The organism is Sporolactobacillus sp. CQH2019 (assembly GCF_028765345.1).
GTDB lineage: Bacteria > Bacillota > Bacilli > Bacillales > Sporolactobacillaceae > Sporolactobacillus.
In genome coordinates this window covers 22,629-41,984 of the sequence record NZ_JARAJZ010000007.1, presented here as the reverse complement: position 1 = coordinate 41,984, position 19,356 = coordinate 22,629, and the positions used below count along the sequence as shown (strand labels likewise).

The window sequence follows — 19,356 nt, the reverse complement described above, 5'->3', positions numbered from 1 at the left end:
AGCAGGGGGGATCAGTTTGGAAAATCGGCACAGTACGCAAGTGAACACCGTCATGCCTGAATTGAGCCGCGCAAACAAACGCCCCTTGTATATCCAGCTGTTTGATTATTTTACTCAGGAAATTAAAACGAAACGTCTGCCATATGGATGTAAGCTGCCATCGAAACGAAGACTTTCTGCTTATCTGAAGGTCAGCCTGAATACGGTTGACAACGCCTACCAGCAGCTGCTCGCTGAAGGCTATGTCGAAAGCCGCCCGCGCAGCGGTTTGTTTGTCATCTATCGAACGGAACATCTTTTCCCGGACGGAGAGAAATTCAGAAACAAATACCCGGATACCGAGAGTGAGCCACAATCGGATCTCATTGATTTCAGTCACGGCAAAGTGGATATCAGCCACTTCCCCTTTCAATTCTTCAGGAAGTACAGCCGCTGGTTGTTTACCGAAGAAGGATCCTGTTTTTTTCAGAATGGACATTTTCAGGGGCTGTCCGCTCTTCGCCGGGAAATTGCCGGCTATCTTTACCAGTCCAGAGGAGTGATCAGCACACCGTCTCAGATCGCTGTCGGCGCCGGAACCCAGTTTTTGTTAAGCCGGCTGTTATCTATTCTCCCCGGACAAATGCCGTTCGCAATGGAAAATCCGGGGTTTCATCGAGTCCGCAGCCTCGTGCGGGATCTCGGCATTCCTATGGCAGACATTCCTATTGAAGCAGACGGGCTGGCTGTCGATCAGATTCGGCGAATGGATGCAGGAACCGTTTACGTTACCCCGTCCCATCAGTTTCCGCTCGGCATGATCCTCCCGGTTTCTAAACGGATGGCGCTGATTGAGTGGGCTAATCAGAACAACAATCGGTGGATTATTGAAGACGACTACGACGGGGAATTCCGCTACATAGGCAGGCCCATTCCTTCTTTGCAAGGATTGGACCGCGGCCGTTCAGTAATCTATCTGGGGACCTTCTCCAAATCATTAATTCCATCACTCCGCGTCAGTTTCATGGTTCTGCCTGTGCCGCTCGCCGACTGCTACAAAAAACGATTTTCTTTGTATAAACAGAGTGCGTCCTCGCTCAATCAGCAGCTGATTCGGGAATTTATGAGAAACGGAGACTGGGAGCATCATCTCAATCGTATGCGGACGCTCTATAAACAGAAACACCAGGCAATTATCCAGGCGATTCATCAATATATGGATAAGGCCGTTGCCGTCATTGGGGAGAAGGCGGGCCTCCATCTTATCCTGCAAATAAACAGCCGGATGAACGAGAAAGAATTGATCGCTGCTGCCCTGCAGGAAGGCGTAAAAGTATATCCCACATCCATTTACTATGCTGCCGGACTCAAACCGGAACATCCGCAGATCCTGCTTGGCTTTGCCGGTTTAAACGGTGATGAAATCGGAGAAGGAATCAGGCGCCTCTCCCTGGCATGGAAAAAGTGACCGCAACTTTTTTTAACGGAAAATAATCTCAAGCTTCTTGTATAAAAATAGAATCGATTGGTCCGATACATCTGTCATGTGATTTTTTAAAATTCGAAGTTCCATTTTATAGTGATGATTTAATCAGCTGCTTCTAAGGATCGATTACTTTTTTTCTTAACAGCAAAAAAGTAGAAAATCCCGCCGATCATCCAAAGCGGTTCCCAAAAAGCCAACCTCCAGAAAGTAGCATATTCTCCTAGTGCAAAGTTTAAGAAGCCGGCAGCACTTAAAGATATTGTTGTAAAATTGAGCAGACCGTATAAAAACAGCAGCAGCCCGGAAAACCTGGTTATTAAATAAAGAACTTTCCGAATGGCAGGATTCCGCCATTTAATCAGCAGCAGCATAAGCAGGAGAGCCCCGAACAATTTTATGACTCCCGTTGTCCAAATCATTGCTGTAAAACCCGGGGGCGGATGCAATGCCAGTCTATAAATGGAGCCGCCAAGCGACCTGGCGCCGATCATTCCCCCCGATGCCCAATAAAAGCTTATCCCGGCAAAAATAACGGTCCAGATCACACCGGCGTATAAAAATCGGCCATCCGTTTGTATTTTCATCCCGACTCCCTCTGCCCGGCGGTACATTTTTTTCCTAAATAGGACAACCATTCGCGTTATTCCCGCCGCTTGCCGTTGATTCTGCTATCTGAGTTCAGATTATTCACGCTTATTGATTTCCGGACCTTACTGATGATTTTCTGCCATTTACTGCTGACAGCTGCTGGCGGTTTTTTGCGCTTTACTGGCGACTGTCCGCCTGCCCGCGCGTATAAACAACCTGAAAGGTCTCGCAGACGACCGGAATTTTGTCGTTGAATGTCTGCCCGACCCCTTCCAATTCCTTTTTGAAGAAGGCTCGGTGAACCTGGCGCCAATACGTTAACGTGCGGTTTCCTTCGCCTTCGAGATAAGCGTGTTCTTCAGTCACTTCATCGAATGGAACGACGCTCACATCTGTTGTCCTGACAATAGCCACAGCCTTTTCTTCTCCGTCCAAAATGATGTTGTACAGGCCGACAAGCGGCAATGGAGCATTTTCCAGACGATATAATTTGTAATTGGATGCCGTCGCTGTCTTTGTACCGTTTAAGACCAAGCCGGCAAGATGATCGGCCGTCTGCCTTGAATCGCCGAAAGCCCAGGCTTCACAGCTCTCAGGTATATCCGGATTTATTTTCCGATAGTCCGCCCATAATTGGGCAGCCGAATCATTTTCCATTTTGTTTCCCAGCTTCCCGATTTCGATCGGCGGAATTCAGACACTCCTATTATCTAAGGCATTTACCGGAACGGGATTCAGGCTTTTACAAGATCCGCCACCGCCTGAATGAATGCCTCCATTTCTTCATCGGAACCGATGCTGACACGCAAATAATTCGAGATCCGCGGCTGGTGGAAATAGCGGACAAGAATGCCTTTTTCCCGCAGTTGATGGAATAAAGCCTCGGCGTCATACTGCGGATGCGTTATAAAAATAAAATTGGCCTCGGAAGGAATCACTTTGAAGCCCATTTCGGACAGCTTCTCTATCGTATGCTCCCGTGTCCGGATGATATGTTCCGCCGTGCGCTTGTAATACTCGGTATCTTCTACGGCCGCCTTTGCGCCTGCCAACGCCAGACGGTCAATCGTATAAGAATTGATCGAATTTTTCAGCCGATTGAGCCCTTGAATCAGTTCGGGAGCGCCGAAAGCAAAACCGACGCGCAGGCCCGCAAGCGCCCCGAACTTGGAAAGAGTCTGAACGACCAATAAATTGGGATATTCCTTGACGAGCGGAACGACGGACTCTCCGCCGAAATTGACATAAGCCTCGTCAATGATCACGACGCGGTCGGGATCCGCTTCGATAATTTTCCGGATCGATTCAATGGAAATCCCCTGCGCAGTCGGCGCATTCGGATTCGGAATAATCACGCCGCCGCTCGGTTCGCAAAAAGCCGAAACGGGCATTTTAAAGGAATCGTCCAGCGGAATCACGTCTGCCTGCAGCAGGCAAAGATTGGCATACACTTTATAAAAGCTGTAAGTAATATCGGCAAACATGACCGGGCGGTCGGGCGAGAAGAAAGTCATAAAACTGAAAGCGAGCACTTCGTCCGATCCATTGCCGATAAATATATTTTCACTGGATAAGCCGAAACGTTCCGCCAGCGCCGCTCTCAAATCAGCCGCTTCGGGATCCGGATACAGGCGCAGGCTGTCATCAACCGCCGCTTTTATCGCCGCAAGCACTCCCGGCGAGGGCGGGTATGGATTTTCATTCGTATTCAGTTTTATATAGCGTTTATCCTTGGGCTGTTCGCCCGGAACATAGGGCTCCAGCTTATGTACTCGTTCATTCCAATATTTACTCATCGCGCACCTCACTCACGGCCCGTCAACGGCCTGATTTTTCCGGGCAAACAGGTGACGCCGGCAAACAGCGAAACGATCTTCGTTCTGCTCTGCCGCATCGATTCACTCGAAAATTCTACAATCCGATCATATCATTTGAGCGGCCAAAAATCATCAGAATGAATGAATTCTCGTGACAAGTTCCCTGTCTGAGCTTTTCGAATGGTCTTATAGGCACCGCGTCAAAAATTTTCCATTCACATCTGCCGGAAGCGATAATCGTTGAAATGAATGGAGCAATTTTATAAAATGAAACATAAAAAACACATTTTCTTCGGCAATTTGTAAAATGTTTGACAAATTTAGGGTTCATTGACTTATAATCCATTTACAAAGGTATTTTGCACTGGAATAGGATGGTGATCATCATGGCCGAGCTGAAGACAGAAAAACCGGCTCAATGGATGATAAAGATGGCCCTGCTGTACCAAGTATTCAAGGAGCACGGCGATCATCAGAACGCGGATAAATTGCGGGACTGGTATAAAAAATTAACAATTGATTCAAACGTATCGCTGGCCTTTTGCGGCCACTTTTCGGCGGGAAAATCGAGCCTGCTTAACAGGATCATGAACAGCCGGCTTTTGCCGTCCAGTCCGATCCCGACGAGCGGCAATCTGGTCCGGATCACTTCGGGCGCGCCCTCGGTCCGGATCGAAACGCATGCCGGCGAAACAGTCATTCTGCCGGAGCACTATCCGCTGGAGAAACTTCATGACTTATTGAGAGATTCGGACTCGATCAAGAGGATTGACATACAGGTGGATCACGGCCTTCCGCAGGGGGTTGAATGGCTGGACACGCCGGGAGTCGATTCAACCGATGAACGGCACCGCCGGGCAACAAACGAGGCGCTTCATCTTGTCGATGCCGTCTTTTATGTGACCGACTATAATCACGTGCTCTCCAATTTTAACTTTAATTTTATGAGAACATTGGCGCAGCTTGGGAAACCCTATTATCTTATTGTCAATCAGATCGACAAGCATCGTGATCAGGAAGGAACATTCGCCTCTTTTAAGGCTCAAATTGAAAACGCTTTATACGGCTGGCAGCTTCATCCCGAAAAAATATTTTATCTATCCCTCATCAGAGAAGATCTGCCGGAGAATGACTTAAACAGTTTTCTAAAGTTTCTTAATGAAACGATGAAGAACGGAGTGAAAACCGCTGCCGGGCAGGAAACGATTCTGCAAGGATTACGGACATTGACGGAGCAGCACCGCCATTTTCTCGATCAGCAATTCAGTCAATTTTTAAAACAAAAATCGATCGATGCGCCTCCTGATGAAGACGCTCCGCAGCAATTAAGCGCCGATATAACAGGCCTGCAATCCGAAACCGCGCGTCTGGCCGAACAGGAACGCTCCTGGCTGCCTTCTGCAGAAGAAAAGCTTTCAAGAGCCATTCAATCGGCCATTTTAATGCCTTTTGATGTACGCGAGGCCGCCCAGTTTTATCTTGCTTCTCTCGGTCGCCAATTTAAAACAGGGCTCTTTACAAATCGGAAGAAAATTGAAAAAGAACGTGAACGGCGGCATAATTTTTTCCTTGAACGCTTTCAGAAACAGGAACAGACATTGGAGTGGGCGGTCAAGGATACGCTGGTCCGAATCGGCAGAGACATGGATATGATCAGCGCGACGGATATCGGTCCTTTTTCCGGGCTGTCGAAAGACGATCTGCAGCGAAGCATGACTGATCCGCTCTCTGCGGGCGTGGAAACAAACAGCGCCTATCTCCTTCATTTTGCGGATAAAGTAGCTGACCTGACCAAACAAAAAATGAGGAAAAAAGCGATGGCTGTCATCCGCGATCTGGAACCTCTGATACGTGAGCGCAGCCGGGAGAAAACGGCTCCCCTTAAACGGCTGATTGCGGAAAAAGAGGAAAAGCTGCAAATGATGCAGGCGGTCCTGTCAAAAAAGCGTGAACTGCAATCCGCCTGCCGGCAGCTGGCTGCTGTCTTTTCCGATGAACGTCCGTCTTCCGATCCGGCTGAAGCGATTCAGTATCTTGCACAGGAGATTGCAAAGAATGAGAGCCGTCATCAGGAGCTGACCCTTGGCGACTACCGGCAAAAATATCGGATTCCGGCAGCAGGCGCGCAGGCGGAAAAACCTGAAAACAAAACCGGCAATGAACGCGAAAACAATAAACATACCGATCAGGCTGTCAAGGACGGAATCAGCAATGAACAGGACAATCAGGAAACCGGATTTTCGGGAACCGAATGGTATCGGCGGCTGACACAGGCGGCTGCTATGCTGCAGCCGCTCGACGGGTTCCGTGAAGCCGCGGACGATTTAGTCCGGTCTGCCGGGCGATTAAAACAGCAGACATTCACCATCGCTCTGTTCGGGGCTTTCAGTGCCGGAAAATCGTCCTTTGCCAACGCACTGCTTGGCGAAGCGATCTTGCCCGTTTCGCCGAATCCGACAACGGCCGTAATCAATGAAATCAGAAAACCGACAGCCGGCCATCCGAACGGTTCGGCCGTCGTGCAGATAAAAAGCGAACAGACCTTATTGGACGAAATCAATCAGTCGCTGACTGTTTTCGACAGGCAGATCACTGTGCCCTCCGATTTGAAAACCCTTCTCCCCATTATAGAAAGCGGTCATCCGAGCACCGCAGAATATCCGCATGCCGCGCTGCTTCATACGCTTTCCGATGCTATCGAACATTTTGGAAAAAAATGGGGCGGAGTTTATGAAACGACGCTTTCCGAATCCCGGCGGATGGTCGCCGACGAAACAATCGCCTGTCTGATCGAACGTGTGACCATGTATTATGATTGTCCGTTCACAAGGCGGGGCAATATTCTGGTCGACACGCCCGGGGCAAGCTCCATTCATGCCCGGCACACAGAGGTTGCTTTTCATTACATTAAAAATGCCGACGCCATTCTTTTCCTGACCTATTTTAATCATGCTTTTTCACGTTCGGACCAGGAATTTCTGATTCAGCTTGGCCGAGTGAAAGGTACATTTTCACTGGATAAAATGTTTTTTATCATCAACGCGATCGACCTTGCCCGGACCGACCGGGAAGAGAAAGATGTGACCGCCTATGTGAAAGGACGCCTGCAGATGTTCGGCATCCACTATCCAAGGCTGTACGGTGTATCAAGCAAGCTGGCCCTGCAGGAACAAAAGAGCGAAGGCTCAAAACGGAGCCATGCAGCATCCGGCATGACGGTATTTCTCGATGACTGGAAGGCTTTTGCCGATCAGAAGCTGATGATGCAAGTCGCTCAATCAGGATTGAAGGTCATTCAGCAGTCGGCTGAGAGAATCGCCCGCCTGCTGGGCGACATGCGGCTGGAAGGGGCGGCAAAAAATGAACGGATCCGTGAACTCATGCAGATGAAGCGGACTGTCGGCCAATCATTAAGAGAGATACCGATCAGGGACAGAACGCCGGAAATCAATCAGCATATTGACGAATGGTTTTTTTACGTGAAAAAGCGTCTGATTCAGAGATACATCGATGAATTTTCGCAGTTTTTTGAACCGGCCGGTGCGAATAAAACTTTTCTCAATGAAGGATTGAAAAATTGCATCGAATTTCTGTCGTTTGATCTCGATCAGGAATGCCGGGCCTCCTTTTTACGCATCGAAGCGCTGCTGAAAAAGGAATGGTCGGGGATTTATGAGCAGTGTGAGCGGGTGAGCGCCGGCCTGATCGGAAATGCAGGCATTGCCGCGAGCGAACCGGCCTTCAGCAGCCCGGTTTTTTCCGAACACCTGAAAGACATGGGCACTGCTCCGCTCACCGCTGTTTTTAAATTTTATAAAAACCCAAAACAGTTCTTTGAAAAAGGCGGCAAAAGCCTGATGAGAGATAAACTGCAGGAACTGCTCGATCCGCATCTGGCAGACATCATCGGAATTTACAGCGAACACTGCAAAGCACATTACCTGCCGCAGTTTTACGAAAAAGCGGCCGGGCTGACCGAAATGTTTCATCAACAAACGGATCAGGCTGCCGACAGCCATATCAAAATGCTTCAGGATAATTATCCGTCAATGTTTGATTCTCTCTATCGGATTCATAAAGATTTAACCGATTTAATCACAGGATAGGAAAAACGCCGGGCAGAGACAACGGACGATCCCGGCTTTAGATTCCTTCAGTTAATCAACAACCTGGGTCAATCTCCGATAGAGGTGAACTGACCTAAGAGAAGAGGCAGCGTTTTCAAACGCCGCCTCTTCTCCGTTCATGAGATGAATATTATTTTTTTATTTCCCAGTAGCAACGTTTCGGTGAAACGATCTTTTCCTCTTTTTTCAGTTTCGTCATCACTTTATTGACTTCTTTTTTATCAATCCCTGTGGCTTCCGCAACCTTTCCTGCATTCGCCGGTGTATCGGCGCTCTCGAAAAATTTAAGCACGGCTTCATAATTTTCCATTGCACGTCGTCTCCTTTTTACTGTCATGATAGGCTCAAATGACGCAGTCGAAACATTCCCCTATTGATTAAATTTATTATAGACGATTCGCTGACTATGAAATTTGGAGAAATCGGCACTTTTTAAAAAAGCAACGCATCGCTATTCCCATAGTAAAAAAGTTCTTTGCCTGGCATTAAAAAAATGCTGGAAAAGTACGAACGGTGACATTTATGAGGCGATCGTCTTTTGAACAGCAGCTGTAACGTTTTCCGCGACGAACGGACAACTTGCCAAAGCCCTCTCCGGCAGACCCTTCATTCTCTACTCCATTATAAAACAATATGGAATATATTTGAAAAGGTTTTTGAATCTGTGGATAAATGACGGAATGGTCTTTTCAGGAAACAAACCATTATTTTTTTAATATGTCCGCATTTTTCCCTTTAAAGAATGCGTCTTCTCGCTGTTGTGAACGACCGATTCCGTGATGGGACAGCCGTTCTCTCGGCCAAAGCAAAAAGTTTCACAGAATAGACACATAGTGTTAACATAATAGACGTAATGTTAAGCGCTTGCAAAAAACAGATCGGAGGGAACAAACATGATGCAAAACATTGCAATAATTGGTTCAGGTGTGATGGGACGAGGAATAGCCCAATCTTTCGCCGTCGGCGGTTATTCTGTGACGATAAATGATATAAAAACTGCTTTTCTGGAAAAAGCCAGACAGAATATTGAGGACAATCTGTCCTTGATGGTAGAGGCCGGCCAGCTGACGAACGATCAGAAAAAGGAAGCCGCATCGCGGATCTCTTACTCCATTGATCAGAAGGATTCAGTCAGCGATGCGGATTTAATCATTGAAGCCATCCCTGAAGATATCAATATGAAATGGAATCTTTATCAGAACCTGGAACAGATTAAGAAACCTGAAGCCGTCGTTTCGTCTAATACATCTACCTTCCCGATTTCCAAATTGACGGAGAAAACATCTTTCGACGGGCGATTTATCATTACCCACTTTTTTAATCCCGCTCATTTAGTTCCGCTCGTTGAGATCGTTAAAAAAGACGAAACGGATCCGGAAGTGGCCGACGAGGTGATCAATCTGTTAAAGCAGATCGGCAAATCTCCGATTCTGCTAAAGAAAGAGATCAACGGCTTTATTGCGAACAGACTCCAGACAGCTCTCGTTCGAGAGGCATTTTCGCTTGTCGACAAAGGAATAGCGAGTGCGGAAGATGTAGACAAAGCCATTACTGACGGCCCGGGATTCCGCTGGGCATTTGTCGGACCGATCCGGACTGCTGAGTTCGGCGGCCTGGACACTTGGAAACATGTTATTGACAATATTGCTCCGGAATTGGATAAAAGTGAAGGTGCTCCGGAAATCATTAACAGACTGGTCGCCGAAGGCAAACTCGGCACCAAGACAGGAGAAGGCTTATTTACTTACAGCGGCAACGAGGTGCAGGAAGCTCTGAACCAGCGGGATCGTCAATTCGTGCAGCTGGGTCAAATCAAGCAGTCTGCGCAACTCGAACCTGCTTCCGAAAATTAATCATTTTCAGAGAAAAATCGATTCGCACAGGCGGAAAACCGCCTAAACTGTTAAATTGCGTGCAGCAATAGTCCTGCGGACAGCCACGTGTTGGAGCAAACAGCTATGTCAGAGGCCGGGCGGCAGTATTTCCCGCAATGCTCCTCATTCTATGAATCGGATCGAGCAGAAGGCGCATCGTTCATGGTTCAGCCGGTCTCCCTGCCAGACCGGTCCGCGCAACGTTCAATGCCCGCTGCCGCCGTTCCGGATACACGCAAAAAACGTTCATCTGAATAAACTCAGATGAACGTTTTTTTTCGCTGAATCCGATGTTAATAAACAACAACCGGCTCGTTCTGCGTTAGATTGTCGTATACGGATTTCATTATGCCCGGAGGCGTGTTGACGCAGCCGCCCGACCCATCCGTAAGATAGGCGCTGTTTGCCCAGTTTTTCCGCCATGAAGCGTCATGGAAGCCCACCCCGCCGTCCGTGAACTGGGCCCAGTAGGAAACCTTGACCGAGTAATGGGCAGAACCGGCCTCGCTGCCCTTAAGCGTCGACGGCGATTGCTTATACATGACGTACCAGACGCCGGTCGGCGTATCCTGGTGGACATCGTGCCTGCCGGTCACAACCGGAGTCGTGACCACCAATTGACCGTTTTTATAAATCCAGATACGCTGTTCCCGGATCGACACCTCCGCATAGGTCGTGCCGATGCCGTTATTCGTCGTCGTATGATAGCCGACGCCGAAAGTATTATAACCGATCCCGTAAACATTGTCAGCTTTCAGCGATTTTTCTCCGTTTTCAAAGGCATTCTCTATAAGCGCCGTTTCCCGGCCGGCATCCAGTGCCCAGCCGTAAGTCTGTCCTTTGACCGAAATGACTGAACCCGAATGCGTCTTAAATATGTAACTCTTATCCAGTGTCGATTGGGTGCGATTAATCGCTGCGATCTGATTCTGAATGCCGGTCGGGTTTATTGTGATCTTCATATCTTTTGACACCGTTGCGTACTGGATTAATTTGTTCGCTGCTAAAGAATAAGTCTTGTTCTGTACCTGGTAATTTACCGTTTGCTGAAGGAGCTTCTGCAGTCTTTGCTTCTCATTCTTCACGATCCGGCTGTTTTCCTTAATAGGCTGCAAAAGTACGGGCTGCAAATGAATCTCGCTTCTGTATTCCTGACTGTCATAATTCTTTAATAGTTTAGCAATGTCATATTGTTTGCCCGCTTCGCTCCCCGAAACGGCGATCCGGCCATGATCCAAATAGGCCTGGGCGTCTTTGGGCGCCTTTAAACGCTGATTCAATGATTTCAGTTTCGCTTCGACTTCTTTCTTCAGCGCCCGGGTCCGATATTGATCCGTGCGTCCGGGCACCGCCGAATAATTTTCCGTCTGAGACGAAGGCCACCACGTCCGCTGCTTTCCTAATAAACTCTTGATCTTAGAAAGATCCTGATTCGAAAATTCCGATTTTGTACTTTTTCCATTGAATATCAAGGTCTGGCCGACGTACACTTGGTTTTTTAAATCCATGGTTTTTAATTTCTTTAACGCCTGATCGGCGGTCAGTCCGCCCACTTTCGTTCCGTTGATGGTAATCCGGGCATTGAAATGGGTCGCCTGATAAATGCCGATGCCAGCGAACAGTAGAACAATAACAAGGATAAGACTGCTGATGATTATGATGCCAATCTTTCGGTTCGTTGTCATTTTTCACCTCAAACGACTTGATCATCAACGCATTTTAAAAAAATGTTTGATGTCAATTTAGTCATCCATACCATATGAATCGGTATTTTCGACATTTTATTACATTTATTGCATTTTGGTAAATAAGAATTTTCATTAACCAATATACACTTTATTTTCAATGATTGCGAAAAATACGTTATTTTTACATGGGGCCCCGGCGGACATGTTACATTTTGATCATTCGATGATTCCGGCGCAAAACATGAAAGAACAGCTAATGGTACCGATGAAAATAGACCGTCAAACTAAAAATCTTTACGGATGCAGATCTTCAGGCATCCTGTTGCCATCTTCCGGGGAATCCATAGTAAGGCAAGACTTTACGTTTCTTCAAAAATTGTTACCCTTGCGGAACGGAACCGTCTTTACATCCACGTACAGAATGTTTAAACGGGAGCCGCATGACACACTGCTCTCGCCCGAAATTCCTGTTTCGTAAGCATTTAGCAAATTCTGTACAGGCATACTTAAAAGGATCTTCCCCGATGTTCGGGGAAGATCCTTTTAAGTTCAGCAGCAGAAACTGAACCGGATTCAGAGATCCGGCGAAAAGCGGCTTCCATAAATCAGCTGAAATGGAATATGACCGGAAAGGCAAATGCGACAACAGCCATCCAAATAACGTAAACATACAGATAGGCGGTTTGCCATTTTTCGAGCCGGCTAAAATCAATCTTTTTGGCAAAATAGCGAAGATACAGCCAGGCAAGGCCTCCGAGATTCACGAGCAAGGTCAGATTTTCACCGAGCGCCGCGATTTTATTCGGTGTGATGCCGAACGCCGACAATCGGAAAAGGATGGCCGACAACGCGACGCCGTCGATCATCAGAGCCACGAGAATCAGAGCCAGATTCAAATAGTCAAACAGCCTGTTATTATCGTGTACGTTCCGGGCCGAAATGACATAGAGAACCAATCCGAGCACTAACACAAGCATGAGATCAAATCCGATGAGAAAATTTCTGTCAACAAAGGGACTCTGTCCTGAGAGGACCATAACGATCAGAAAAGCGATCATGATGATCAGAAACAGAGGGCTGAAAATTTTTGCCAGAATCGGAGCAAAATTTTCGACAATGCTTTTTTTATATTCGACGAGATACACCGTGATCATCGCCGTTGCACATCCCCCGTACACAGCAAGATACTGCTGAATGAAACCAGTAAGATCAATTTGAATCGCCTGGAAAATCATCTCGGTGAAGACGGCCAGAACAACAACCCCGCAGAAAATTAAGGTTCCGTAAACGACCGCTTCGCCGGTGAAACGGATGAAATCCATTCTTCTTCCGCTTTGTCTCCATGCTGCCCCCATATAAGCGGCACCCGTGATCAGCCATAAAAATATGGGAAGGTGAATGCCGGTCAGCAGTTCCGTATTTTGGGGATAATAGGACGGATAGAGGTTGACTGTCAGAGCGGACAGACAGAATATCCCGAGAACGGCCGCAGCCACTTTCCAGCCTGACCAATGTCTGATAAGGAAAAAAATCGCAATGAACGGCAGAAGAAACAATCCAAGATTTTTAAAATAAAACAGCTGATAGACCGGATCAAACAGTCTCAGGCCGAACCAGCCGGGCATTTCGATCAGTGTACCGGCCAGTAACGAAAAAATAATGACTAACACAATATCTTTTCGATTCCCGCCCGCGCCGTATGCGTGATCCGGATCGGCCAATAAATGTTTCCATAGGTTTTCTGAATTTACTTTTGAATATTCCTGAGAAATCGTATTGACGTTTCCCAGACGCTTAACACCGATCAAAAAAGATTCATCCTGTGAGAGACCGGTCTTCATCAGATCATCGATCTCATCGCGCAGATGATTTTCCAATTCGAGTATATCCGTTTCTTTAAAATTCCCGCGCGCCCGCAGATAATCGCTCCAGGAACGGATATTCCATTCCAGATCAAACATACCGAGTCCTCCCTTATTCCTGATTGGGCTTCCGCCAAGTTTTCGAGAGTGCGGAATGAACCATATTCCACTGCTTTTTTTGCAGCTCCAGCTCTTTCAGCCCGCCGTCTTTTATTGTGTAATATTTGCGCCGGCGCCCCGTTTCCGAACTCTTCCAGTACGATTGAATGAAATTTTGATCTTCGAGCCGGTGCAGGACGGGATACAGCATCCCCTCCGACCAGACCAGTTCATTTTCTGACAGCTCTTTAACCCTTTTGATAATGGAATAGCCGTAACTGTCGCCTTGCCGCAATATGGCCAAAATTAAGGGGACAGCGGAAGCAGCGATTAAATCCTTGGATACATTCATAAACCCCTCCGATATACCTAGAAGTCTTATGCATCTAAACTATACATAACACTTCTAGGCATGTCAAGCAAAAAAAATATGCTATTTCCGCAATCCGGCCCGGCTGCACAATGAAAAAAAGCCCCTTTTTAGAACGGGGGCACTGAAAAAGCCGGGAGGAAACGATGCCGGCTATCGCCGGAACGCCATTCCCCATTTCTCCCTATCATGATGAAACTCTCGACAATCTTAGAAATTTATTCAGCGGCTCCCCTGTTTTTCTTACCCTCCTCTCCCCTCATCGAGCGCCGGGTCACTTGTTTCAGGCCGCTGTTGATCAGGACCAGAATGAAAAGCCAGCCGATCACAATTAAGCCGATCACCTTAAGTATGGAGTCGCCGATACCGGGCAGCGGCATATCCCAAAAGGCATGGAGCAAAATGGGGACGATCATCAGCTTGAGAAATCGTGCTTTGAACAGCAGGCCGATTGTGAAAGGCCTGTTCAGCTTCACAAGAACGAGCGCCGCGCCGGCAATACCCGTCCAGACGGCATGTGTGCCAATACTCGTCCAGGCCCTCGTGACGATAACACTTAAAAAGGTTTCATTGTGCATCGTCTGAAAGGCCCTGAAGGCGTAGCCCGCGGATTCGAACGAGGCAAATCCGGCGCCGATGACCGCGCCGATCAGCAGACCGTTCAATATATATTTGACATTCAGCTGACTGACAAATCCGGCGACAATCAGCAGTTTTCCCAACTCTTCAACCATACCGACGACAAATGCGCTTGTTATGCTGATCCGGTAGACCGGAAAAACCGTATAAAGAACCAGCGTCACAATAATTGAGGCCACACCCCCAAGGAAGAACATCCGGACAACATCAAAGATACTGATGTTTTGGAGTGCGTTTGTTTCAAAAAAGAAAAAGACCAGGGAAAAAGGAACGGCGAAAGAACCGATCAGCATGAGACCGGGAAGCGCATAGGGATTGCCGAAATCAATCAGGCAGACCCAAAGCATCGCATAAGTCACTAAAAAAATCAGGAAAACCCTTGAAAAAAGCCACGGCCTCGGCCATGCCGAAGAAATGTCCGCTTCCTTTGGCGTTGTAAAAGCGGTGCCGGCGATAAAAATCCGCTCGCTTTCTGCTTTCGTATGGCGCCGGAACACCTGCGAAAACAGATCGCGAAGCTTCAGATCAACCGGACCGCGTTCGCCAATCAGCTCATTCACCGGTTCCGTCGCGCGGCTGATCAGACTCCTTGACCGGCGGGAAGTCCTGCGCACGTTCCGCTCCGATGATTGAAGCGGCGTCTCGCACATTCTCAGCCATCGGCTCATGCCCTGAGCGATGACCAGCGTTTTGCCGCCGATCTGCCCTTTTCTTTCCAGAAATTTCATCTCATCTTCCGAAAAAGGCCCCTGCGTCTCCCGACCATCAAAATAATACCAGAGGGAATCCATATTCTTTCACCTCTTCTTTCGCTTTTAAAATCGAGCGGTTCATCTTTTAGTTTGCAACGATATTGTCTGTTTAAACCGCTTAATGTGCGAAAGAAAAGATATAACGAATCATTTACCTGTAAAAAGTTGATCTGAACGATTTTATGCACATAAAATCGGACGTGCAATCGCGGGCTAAACTTTTCTCACAGGACTGTCTTGGCCTTTTAATTTAAGAAACATGACCGAAGCGAAAGTTCCAGCGCTGATCAGCGCAAGACTGGCCAGGTTAAAAAAGAAATGAATCGGAAGAACCTGAGCCAGTGCACCTGATACAAATGAGGCCAGGATCGCCGACATGGACATAAGTGACGTGACCGAAGCAAATATTCTCCCGCGCGTTTCGGGCGGCGTCTCTACCTGCAAAAGCGTTCTGTAACCTACCATCTGCATCGTCGTAAAAAGCCCGGTGATCAGCAAAGCGGGAAGCAGAATAAACAGCCGATCAGCATTGAAACCGATCATAAATGAAAGTCCCACCCCTAAAAGCCCCCACGCAAACATGTTTTCATAAGAGATGTAACGTTTCACCCAACCCATCATCAAGCCGGTAATAACCATGCCTGCCCCTTGTGAAGCTTCAGCATAACCAAGAACGGACTGATTCCCATGTAGAACAACAGAGATAGAAACGACAATTAATGCGTCAATAATGCCTTGGGAAATCATAAACATCATGACTGTTATACAAAGCACACGTATTTTTTGAAACTTTACCATGACGGCCAGACCGTCCTTAAATTCCATCCAAACAGTGTGATGCTGACGGCTGCCAACTTTACTTTGATTATTAACAGAGCCGGTAATAAAAAAATGCAAAGCGCAGAAATGAGATAAGAACCTATATCAATGAGAAGAATGGACTGAAATCCGATCCATACAGCTAGGCCGCCGGCCAGTATCGGTCCGAGAATCTGGGCAATCGATTCAATCATGGAACTGAAACCATTCGCTTCAACCAACTCTTCTTTTCTTACTAATTGCGGAATAAACGACTGCTTGGCCGGATTAAAGAAGCGGTTGCAGGAAGATTCCAGCAGGCTGCCTAACCAAAGCAGCCAAATCCAGCGAACCGATGTCACGTAAAAACCCGGCAGAAGGACAAGAGCGCTGCTGAGATTCGCTATCCACATCGTTCTTTTCAAATTCCACCGATCAACAAATACCCCTGCTATCGGACCCACAAAGAACATGGGCAGCGCTCGCGTAACATAAGTGAGCGCTGTCGCCAGCGGAGATCCGGAAAGCTGGTAAACATAAAAAGGAAGGGCAATAGTCAAACCAAAGTCTCCCAGTTGAGAAATCAGCTGCCCAATAAACAGCAGTGAGAAATTTCGATTTTGAAGGAGTTTTATCATTTAAACAACACCCTCCCCTCCTTTAATTTTATAGTAAAATAGAGGATGTTCAGGGCATTACTGAAGCCATTGGATCTAAAAGTAAAATCAATATTGGAAAAGACGATCTAGATAAATTGAGAAAAGAGCTGGGTGTACCAGAAAGGAATACGGTTGCTGTTGGAAAAGCAAGAATTGAAGGAAACAATGAAATAATCGATTTAACCGGAACATCACCAAGAGTACGACAAGATGCTAAGCTTCCAAGCTTAGATGATATAGCGCCAAATAGAGATATTAAAGCACCTACAACAGTTGCCATGAATAGAAATCATGCAGAAGAAGAACTTTTCTATCATTTTGATGAAGCAATTAAATCAAGGGGGATTTCTCCTAAAAGCGTAAAGGGAGAATTATATATACACCAATCTAATAAAGCTGGTGTATGTCCGACTTGCTTACAAGGCATTAAGAATCCAAACAAAGCACCTGGAGTTTTTAAACAGTTTAGTGATAAGTACCCTAATTTGATAATCATTGTTACTTCTGAGGGATCAGATGGAGTAAAAGCATTTGGAAGACAAAATTTTGTATTAAAAGCTGGGAAATATATTGAATAGGGAGATAAAGTATGAAAAAAATATTTGATATTTCGGTTTATGGAAGGATAGCTTTCTTTTTAACAGTTTCCGAGAAGGTATTAAAGACCGTTGAATTCGAAGAAAATGGTGATAATAATCTCATTAAAAAAATGATGACTGCATGTTGGAATTGGTGTGGAGGTCAATCAATTCCGGCATACGCATTATGGAAACTGTTTGAAAGCGAAGAAGATATGACTATCAGTGATATTTCATGGAAGTACAAAGATGATGCTATTAAAGCCCCGGTTTTAAAAGTATTAGTGACTACAATAATGTATACAATATTTCATGCATTGAAAAGAGAAGACATTGAGAATATTCCAGAATCTATCGAAAGCGTTGATGATAGTACGGCTGTAACTGATTTACTTAGATATGCACAGAAGTGCAAGGCTATTAATAAGCAATGGTTAAGTAAAACCTTTGAGTATTTTCTTGAGAATTTTCATACCAATAATCCTGAAAGCTATGGAAAAACAATTGATAGAAAAAATTTAATCAGTAAATTTTTATAGAAAAGTGCCATGTGTAGAAAAATCTAGAGCTGGAGCTGACTTGTAATCTTTGAAGGGGCCGGGCGTACAGGGATAGAAAGCGTGAAACAGGCTGCAGCCAATGTGGAAGGCCGGATTTCCCTGGGCGGCCTGCAGCCAGAGTTTACGGGGACTTCGGGGGGCGGCGGTACAGGCGGCGGGGAGAGTCTGATTCAGGATGTCAAAAGCACATTCCGGCAAATGGCTTCCAAGAAGATCGATAGTAGTGTGTCGAATACAGATTAAGATTGGAACTTCACCTCGATATGGTGATAGGAGAATTTCTGACGGGCAATATAAAAAATTAAGAGGAAAGACCCCATCACAGGAATTAATTACAAGATAAGGTAAATGAAGATGTAGAATTACCAATGGATGATCCTGTTCTCCCAGGAAAGATAATTACAAAGAAGTTGGAACCAGACCATATTGTATCTATGGATAAAATATCGAGAATGGAAGGATTTGATAGACTAACGGAGAAACAACAACTTGAAGTTTTAAACAACCCTAAAAACTTTATAGGATTAAGTAGAACAGCAAATGGTTCTAAGCAGGATAAAAGTTATGAGGAGTGACTCACTACAAGAAAGGAAAACCAGGTGAGATTGAAATAGAGCCCACATTTAGAGATAAAATGATTAAAAAGGAGAACGAGTTGGAGAAAGTATTGCAAAGGCAAATTGATGATTTAGTGGGTATAAAAGACCGGAAGCCAGGTAAGAAGATTAGATAATGGATCAACGGAAAATAGACTATTTGAAAAAGTACACGATGAAAAAAGACGGATATGTACGCTTGATTTCAACTGACGAGATCGGACAAATAGATACACTTCCCAAAGCTTGGTATGAAATATTCAGAGAAAGAACAATTAAGCCTAGAATTCAAATTCTATTAGGAATCTGGAAAAGATATTTAGGTACTGAATTAAGAAACACTATATCCTATTTAAATAATTATCTAGAAAATATTGAACTAATGGAAATAAACAAAAGGTATTCCATTTTATACACAATCAGAAATCGTCAGGGAAAAATACTTTACTATAAAGGAAGGAGCCCTTGCGAAGATTTTAAAAATGAACCGCTAAAGGGAGTTTGGGACAAGATACCTGCAAAAATACGATTATTCTATGATAACATCCATAATGGGTTTTATTATTGTGCGAGTGGGGCTATGGGCCTAGTACCTTTGGAAGATGTTTCCTTCTTAGGGGACGATGATTTCGATTGGATCATTATTGATGATTTAAAAAAACCAATGGAGATTGACTTGGACACATCTTTTGGCTTTTTTAACAATGGGATGGGAACGTATGTGGCCATTGATTATCAGAATTGCGAACAGGACAACGCAACTTTGTGGTCATCAGAAGATCAGCCTGAATATAATATTAACTTTTGGGATTTTGTAGATGAACGGATGGTTATTGGCTTTGAAGCATAATTTAATAATACAGTTATGAGAAACAAAGACTGTT

18 protein-coding genes are annotated in these 19,356 nt (G+C 45.9%); 8 read left to right on the top strand and 10 right to left on the bottom strand.

The window, feature by feature from the left end; genetic code table 11:
• Positions 1 to 16: 16 nt before the first annotated feature.
• A complete protein-coding gene (pdxR, locus tag OYT88_RS11070) occupies positions 17 to 1,447 on the top strand; it encodes a MocR-like pyridoxine biosynthesis transcription factor PdxR (protein ID WP_274400055.1) in 1,431 nt (476 codons plus the stop codon).
• A gap of 119 nt (positions 1,448 to 1,566) precedes the next feature.
• Here the strand turns inward: pdxR and OYT88_RS11065 are convergent, their stop codons facing one another.
• The 3 genes from OYT88_RS11065 to hisC all read right to left on the bottom strand — a co-directional run bounded on the left by OYT88_RS11065 (position 1,567) and on the right by hisC (position 3,849).
• The gene (locus OYT88_RS11065; RefSeq protein WP_274400053.1) at positions 1,567 to 2,049 is read right to left on the bottom strand and encodes a DUF3995 domain-containing protein; all 483 of its coding nucleotides are present in this window, start codon (positions 2,047 to 2,049) and stop codon (positions 1,567 to 1,569) included.
• A 181-nt stretch (positions 2,050 to 2,230) separates the two neighbouring features.
• Positions 2,231 to 2,710 carry an ASCH domain-containing protein gene (locus tag OYT88_RS11060; RefSeq protein WP_274400051.1) on the bottom strand — a complete coding sequence of 160 codons (480 nt, stop codon included), beginning with the start codon at positions 2,708 to 2,710 and terminating at the stop codon, positions 2,231 to 2,233.
• 77 nt (positions 2,711 to 2,787) lie between these two features.
• The gene (gene hisC / locus OYT88_RS11055; RefSeq protein ID WP_274400049.1) at positions 2,788 to 3,849 is read right to left on the bottom strand and encodes a histidinol-phosphate transaminase; all 1,062 of its coding nucleotides are present in this window, start codon (positions 3,847 to 3,849) and stop codon (positions 2,788 to 2,790) included.
• Between the two features lie 407 nt (positions 3,850 to 4,256).
• Between hisC and OYT88_RS11050 the strand changes: the two genes are divergently transcribed.
• Positions 4,257 to 7,976, top strand: a complete 3,720-nt coding sequence (locus OYT88_RS11050; RefSeq protein ID WP_274400048.1) for a dynamin family protein — start codon at positions 4,257 to 4,259, stop codon at positions 7,974 to 7,976.
• A 151-nt stretch (positions 7,977 to 8,127) separates the two neighbouring features.
• Here the strand turns inward: OYT88_RS11050 and OYT88_RS11045 are convergent, their stop codons facing one another.
• Positions 8,128 to 8,307: a MarR family transcriptional regulator gene (locus OYT88_RS11045; RefSeq protein WP_274400046.1), complete on the bottom strand. Its 180-nt coding sequence runs from the start codon at positions 8,305 to 8,307 to the stop codon at positions 8,128 to 8,130.
• A gap of 583 nt (positions 8,308 to 8,890) precedes the next feature.
• Here OYT88_RS11045 and OYT88_RS11040 point away from each other — a divergent pair.
• Positions 8,891 to 9,850 carry a 3-hydroxyacyl-CoA dehydrogenase family protein gene (locus OYT88_RS11040; protein WP_274400045.1) on the top strand — a complete coding sequence of 320 codons (960 nt, stop codon included), beginning with the start codon at positions 8,891 to 8,893 and terminating at the stop codon, positions 9,848 to 9,850.
• A 314-nt stretch (positions 9,851 to 10,164) separates the two neighbouring features.
• Here OYT88_RS11040 and OYT88_RS11035 read toward each other — a convergent pair whose 3' ends face one another.
• The 6 genes from OYT88_RS11035 to OYT88_RS11010 form a co-directional block, all read right to left on the bottom strand.
• Positions 10,165 to 11,556 (bottom strand): L,D-transpeptidase, encoded by a 1,392-nt coding sequence (locus tag OYT88_RS11035; protein WP_274400044.1) that lies wholly within the window; start codon positions 11,554 to 11,556, stop codon positions 10,165 to 10,167.
• Between the two features lie 608 nt (positions 11,557 to 12,164).
• Positions 12,165 to 13,520 carry a permease prefix domain 1-containing protein gene (locus OYT88_RS11030; RefSeq protein WP_274400043.1) on the bottom strand — a complete coding sequence of 452 codons (1,356 nt, stop codon included), beginning with the start codon at positions 13,518 to 13,520 and terminating at the stop codon, positions 12,165 to 12,167.
• A 13-nt stretch (positions 13,521 to 13,533) separates the two neighbouring features.
• Positions 13,534 to 13,872 carry a PadR family transcriptional regulator gene (locus OYT88_RS11025; RefSeq protein WP_274400042.1) on the bottom strand — a complete coding sequence of 113 codons (339 nt, stop codon included), beginning with the start codon at positions 13,870 to 13,872 and terminating at the stop codon, positions 13,534 to 13,536.
• A gap of 236 nt (positions 13,873 to 14,108) precedes the next feature.
• Entirely contained in the window at positions 14,109 to 15,320 is a 1,212-nt protein-coding gene (locus OYT88_RS11020; protein WP_274400039.1) for a PrsW family glutamic-type intramembrane protease, read from the bottom strand.
• A 174-nt stretch (positions 15,321 to 15,494) separates the two neighbouring features.
• Positions 15,495 to 16,079, bottom strand: a complete 585-nt coding sequence (locus OYT88_RS11015; RefSeq protein ID WP_274400038.1) for an MFS transporter — start codon at positions 16,077 to 16,079, stop codon at positions 15,495 to 15,497.
• The gene (locus tag OYT88_RS11010; protein WP_274400037.1) at positions 16,073 to 16,717 is read right to left on the bottom strand and encodes an MFS transporter; all 645 of its coding nucleotides are present in this window, start codon (positions 16,715 to 16,717) and stop codon (positions 16,073 to 16,075) included. Before OYT88_RS11010 ends, OYT88_RS11015 begins: the two co-directional genes overlap by 7 nt.
• 116 nt (positions 16,718 to 16,833) lie before the next feature.
• Between OYT88_RS11010 and OYT88_RS11005 the strand changes: the two genes are divergently transcribed.
• The 5 genes from OYT88_RS11005 (at position 16,834) to OYT88_RS10985 (ending at position 19,322) form a co-directional block, all read left to right on the top strand.
• Complete coding sequence (locus OYT88_RS11005; RefSeq protein ID WP_274400035.1) at positions 16,834 to 17,316, top strand: hypothetical protein; 483 nt, start codon at positions 16,834 to 16,836, stop codon at positions 17,314 to 17,316.
• Positions 17,317 to 17,327: 11 nt separating this feature from the next.
• Positions 17,328 to 17,855, top strand: coding sequence for an Imm6 family immunity protein (locus OYT88_RS11000; RefSeq protein WP_274400033.1), 528 nt, complete (start codon positions 17,328 to 17,330; stop codon positions 17,853 to 17,855).
• An 81-nt stretch (positions 17,856 to 17,936) separates the two neighbouring features.
• Positions 17,937 to 18,119 carry a hypothetical protein gene (locus OYT88_RS10995; protein ID WP_274400032.1) on the top strand — a complete coding sequence of 61 codons (183 nt, stop codon included), beginning with the start codon at positions 17,937 to 17,939 and terminating at the stop codon, positions 18,117 to 18,119.
• A gap of 125 nt (positions 18,120 to 18,244) precedes the next feature.
• A complete protein-coding gene (locus OYT88_RS20930) occupies positions 18,245 to 18,451 on the top strand; it encodes a hypothetical protein (protein ID WP_274400031.1) in 207 nt (68 codons plus the stop codon).
• Positions 18,452 to 18,608: 157 nt separating this feature from the next.
• Positions 18,609 to 19,322: an SMI1/KNR4 family protein gene (locus OYT88_RS10985; RefSeq protein WP_274400030.1), complete on the top strand. Its 714-nt coding sequence runs from the start codon at positions 18,609 to 18,611 to the stop codon at positions 19,320 to 19,322.
• Positions 19,323 to 19,356: the final 34 nt, after the last annotated feature.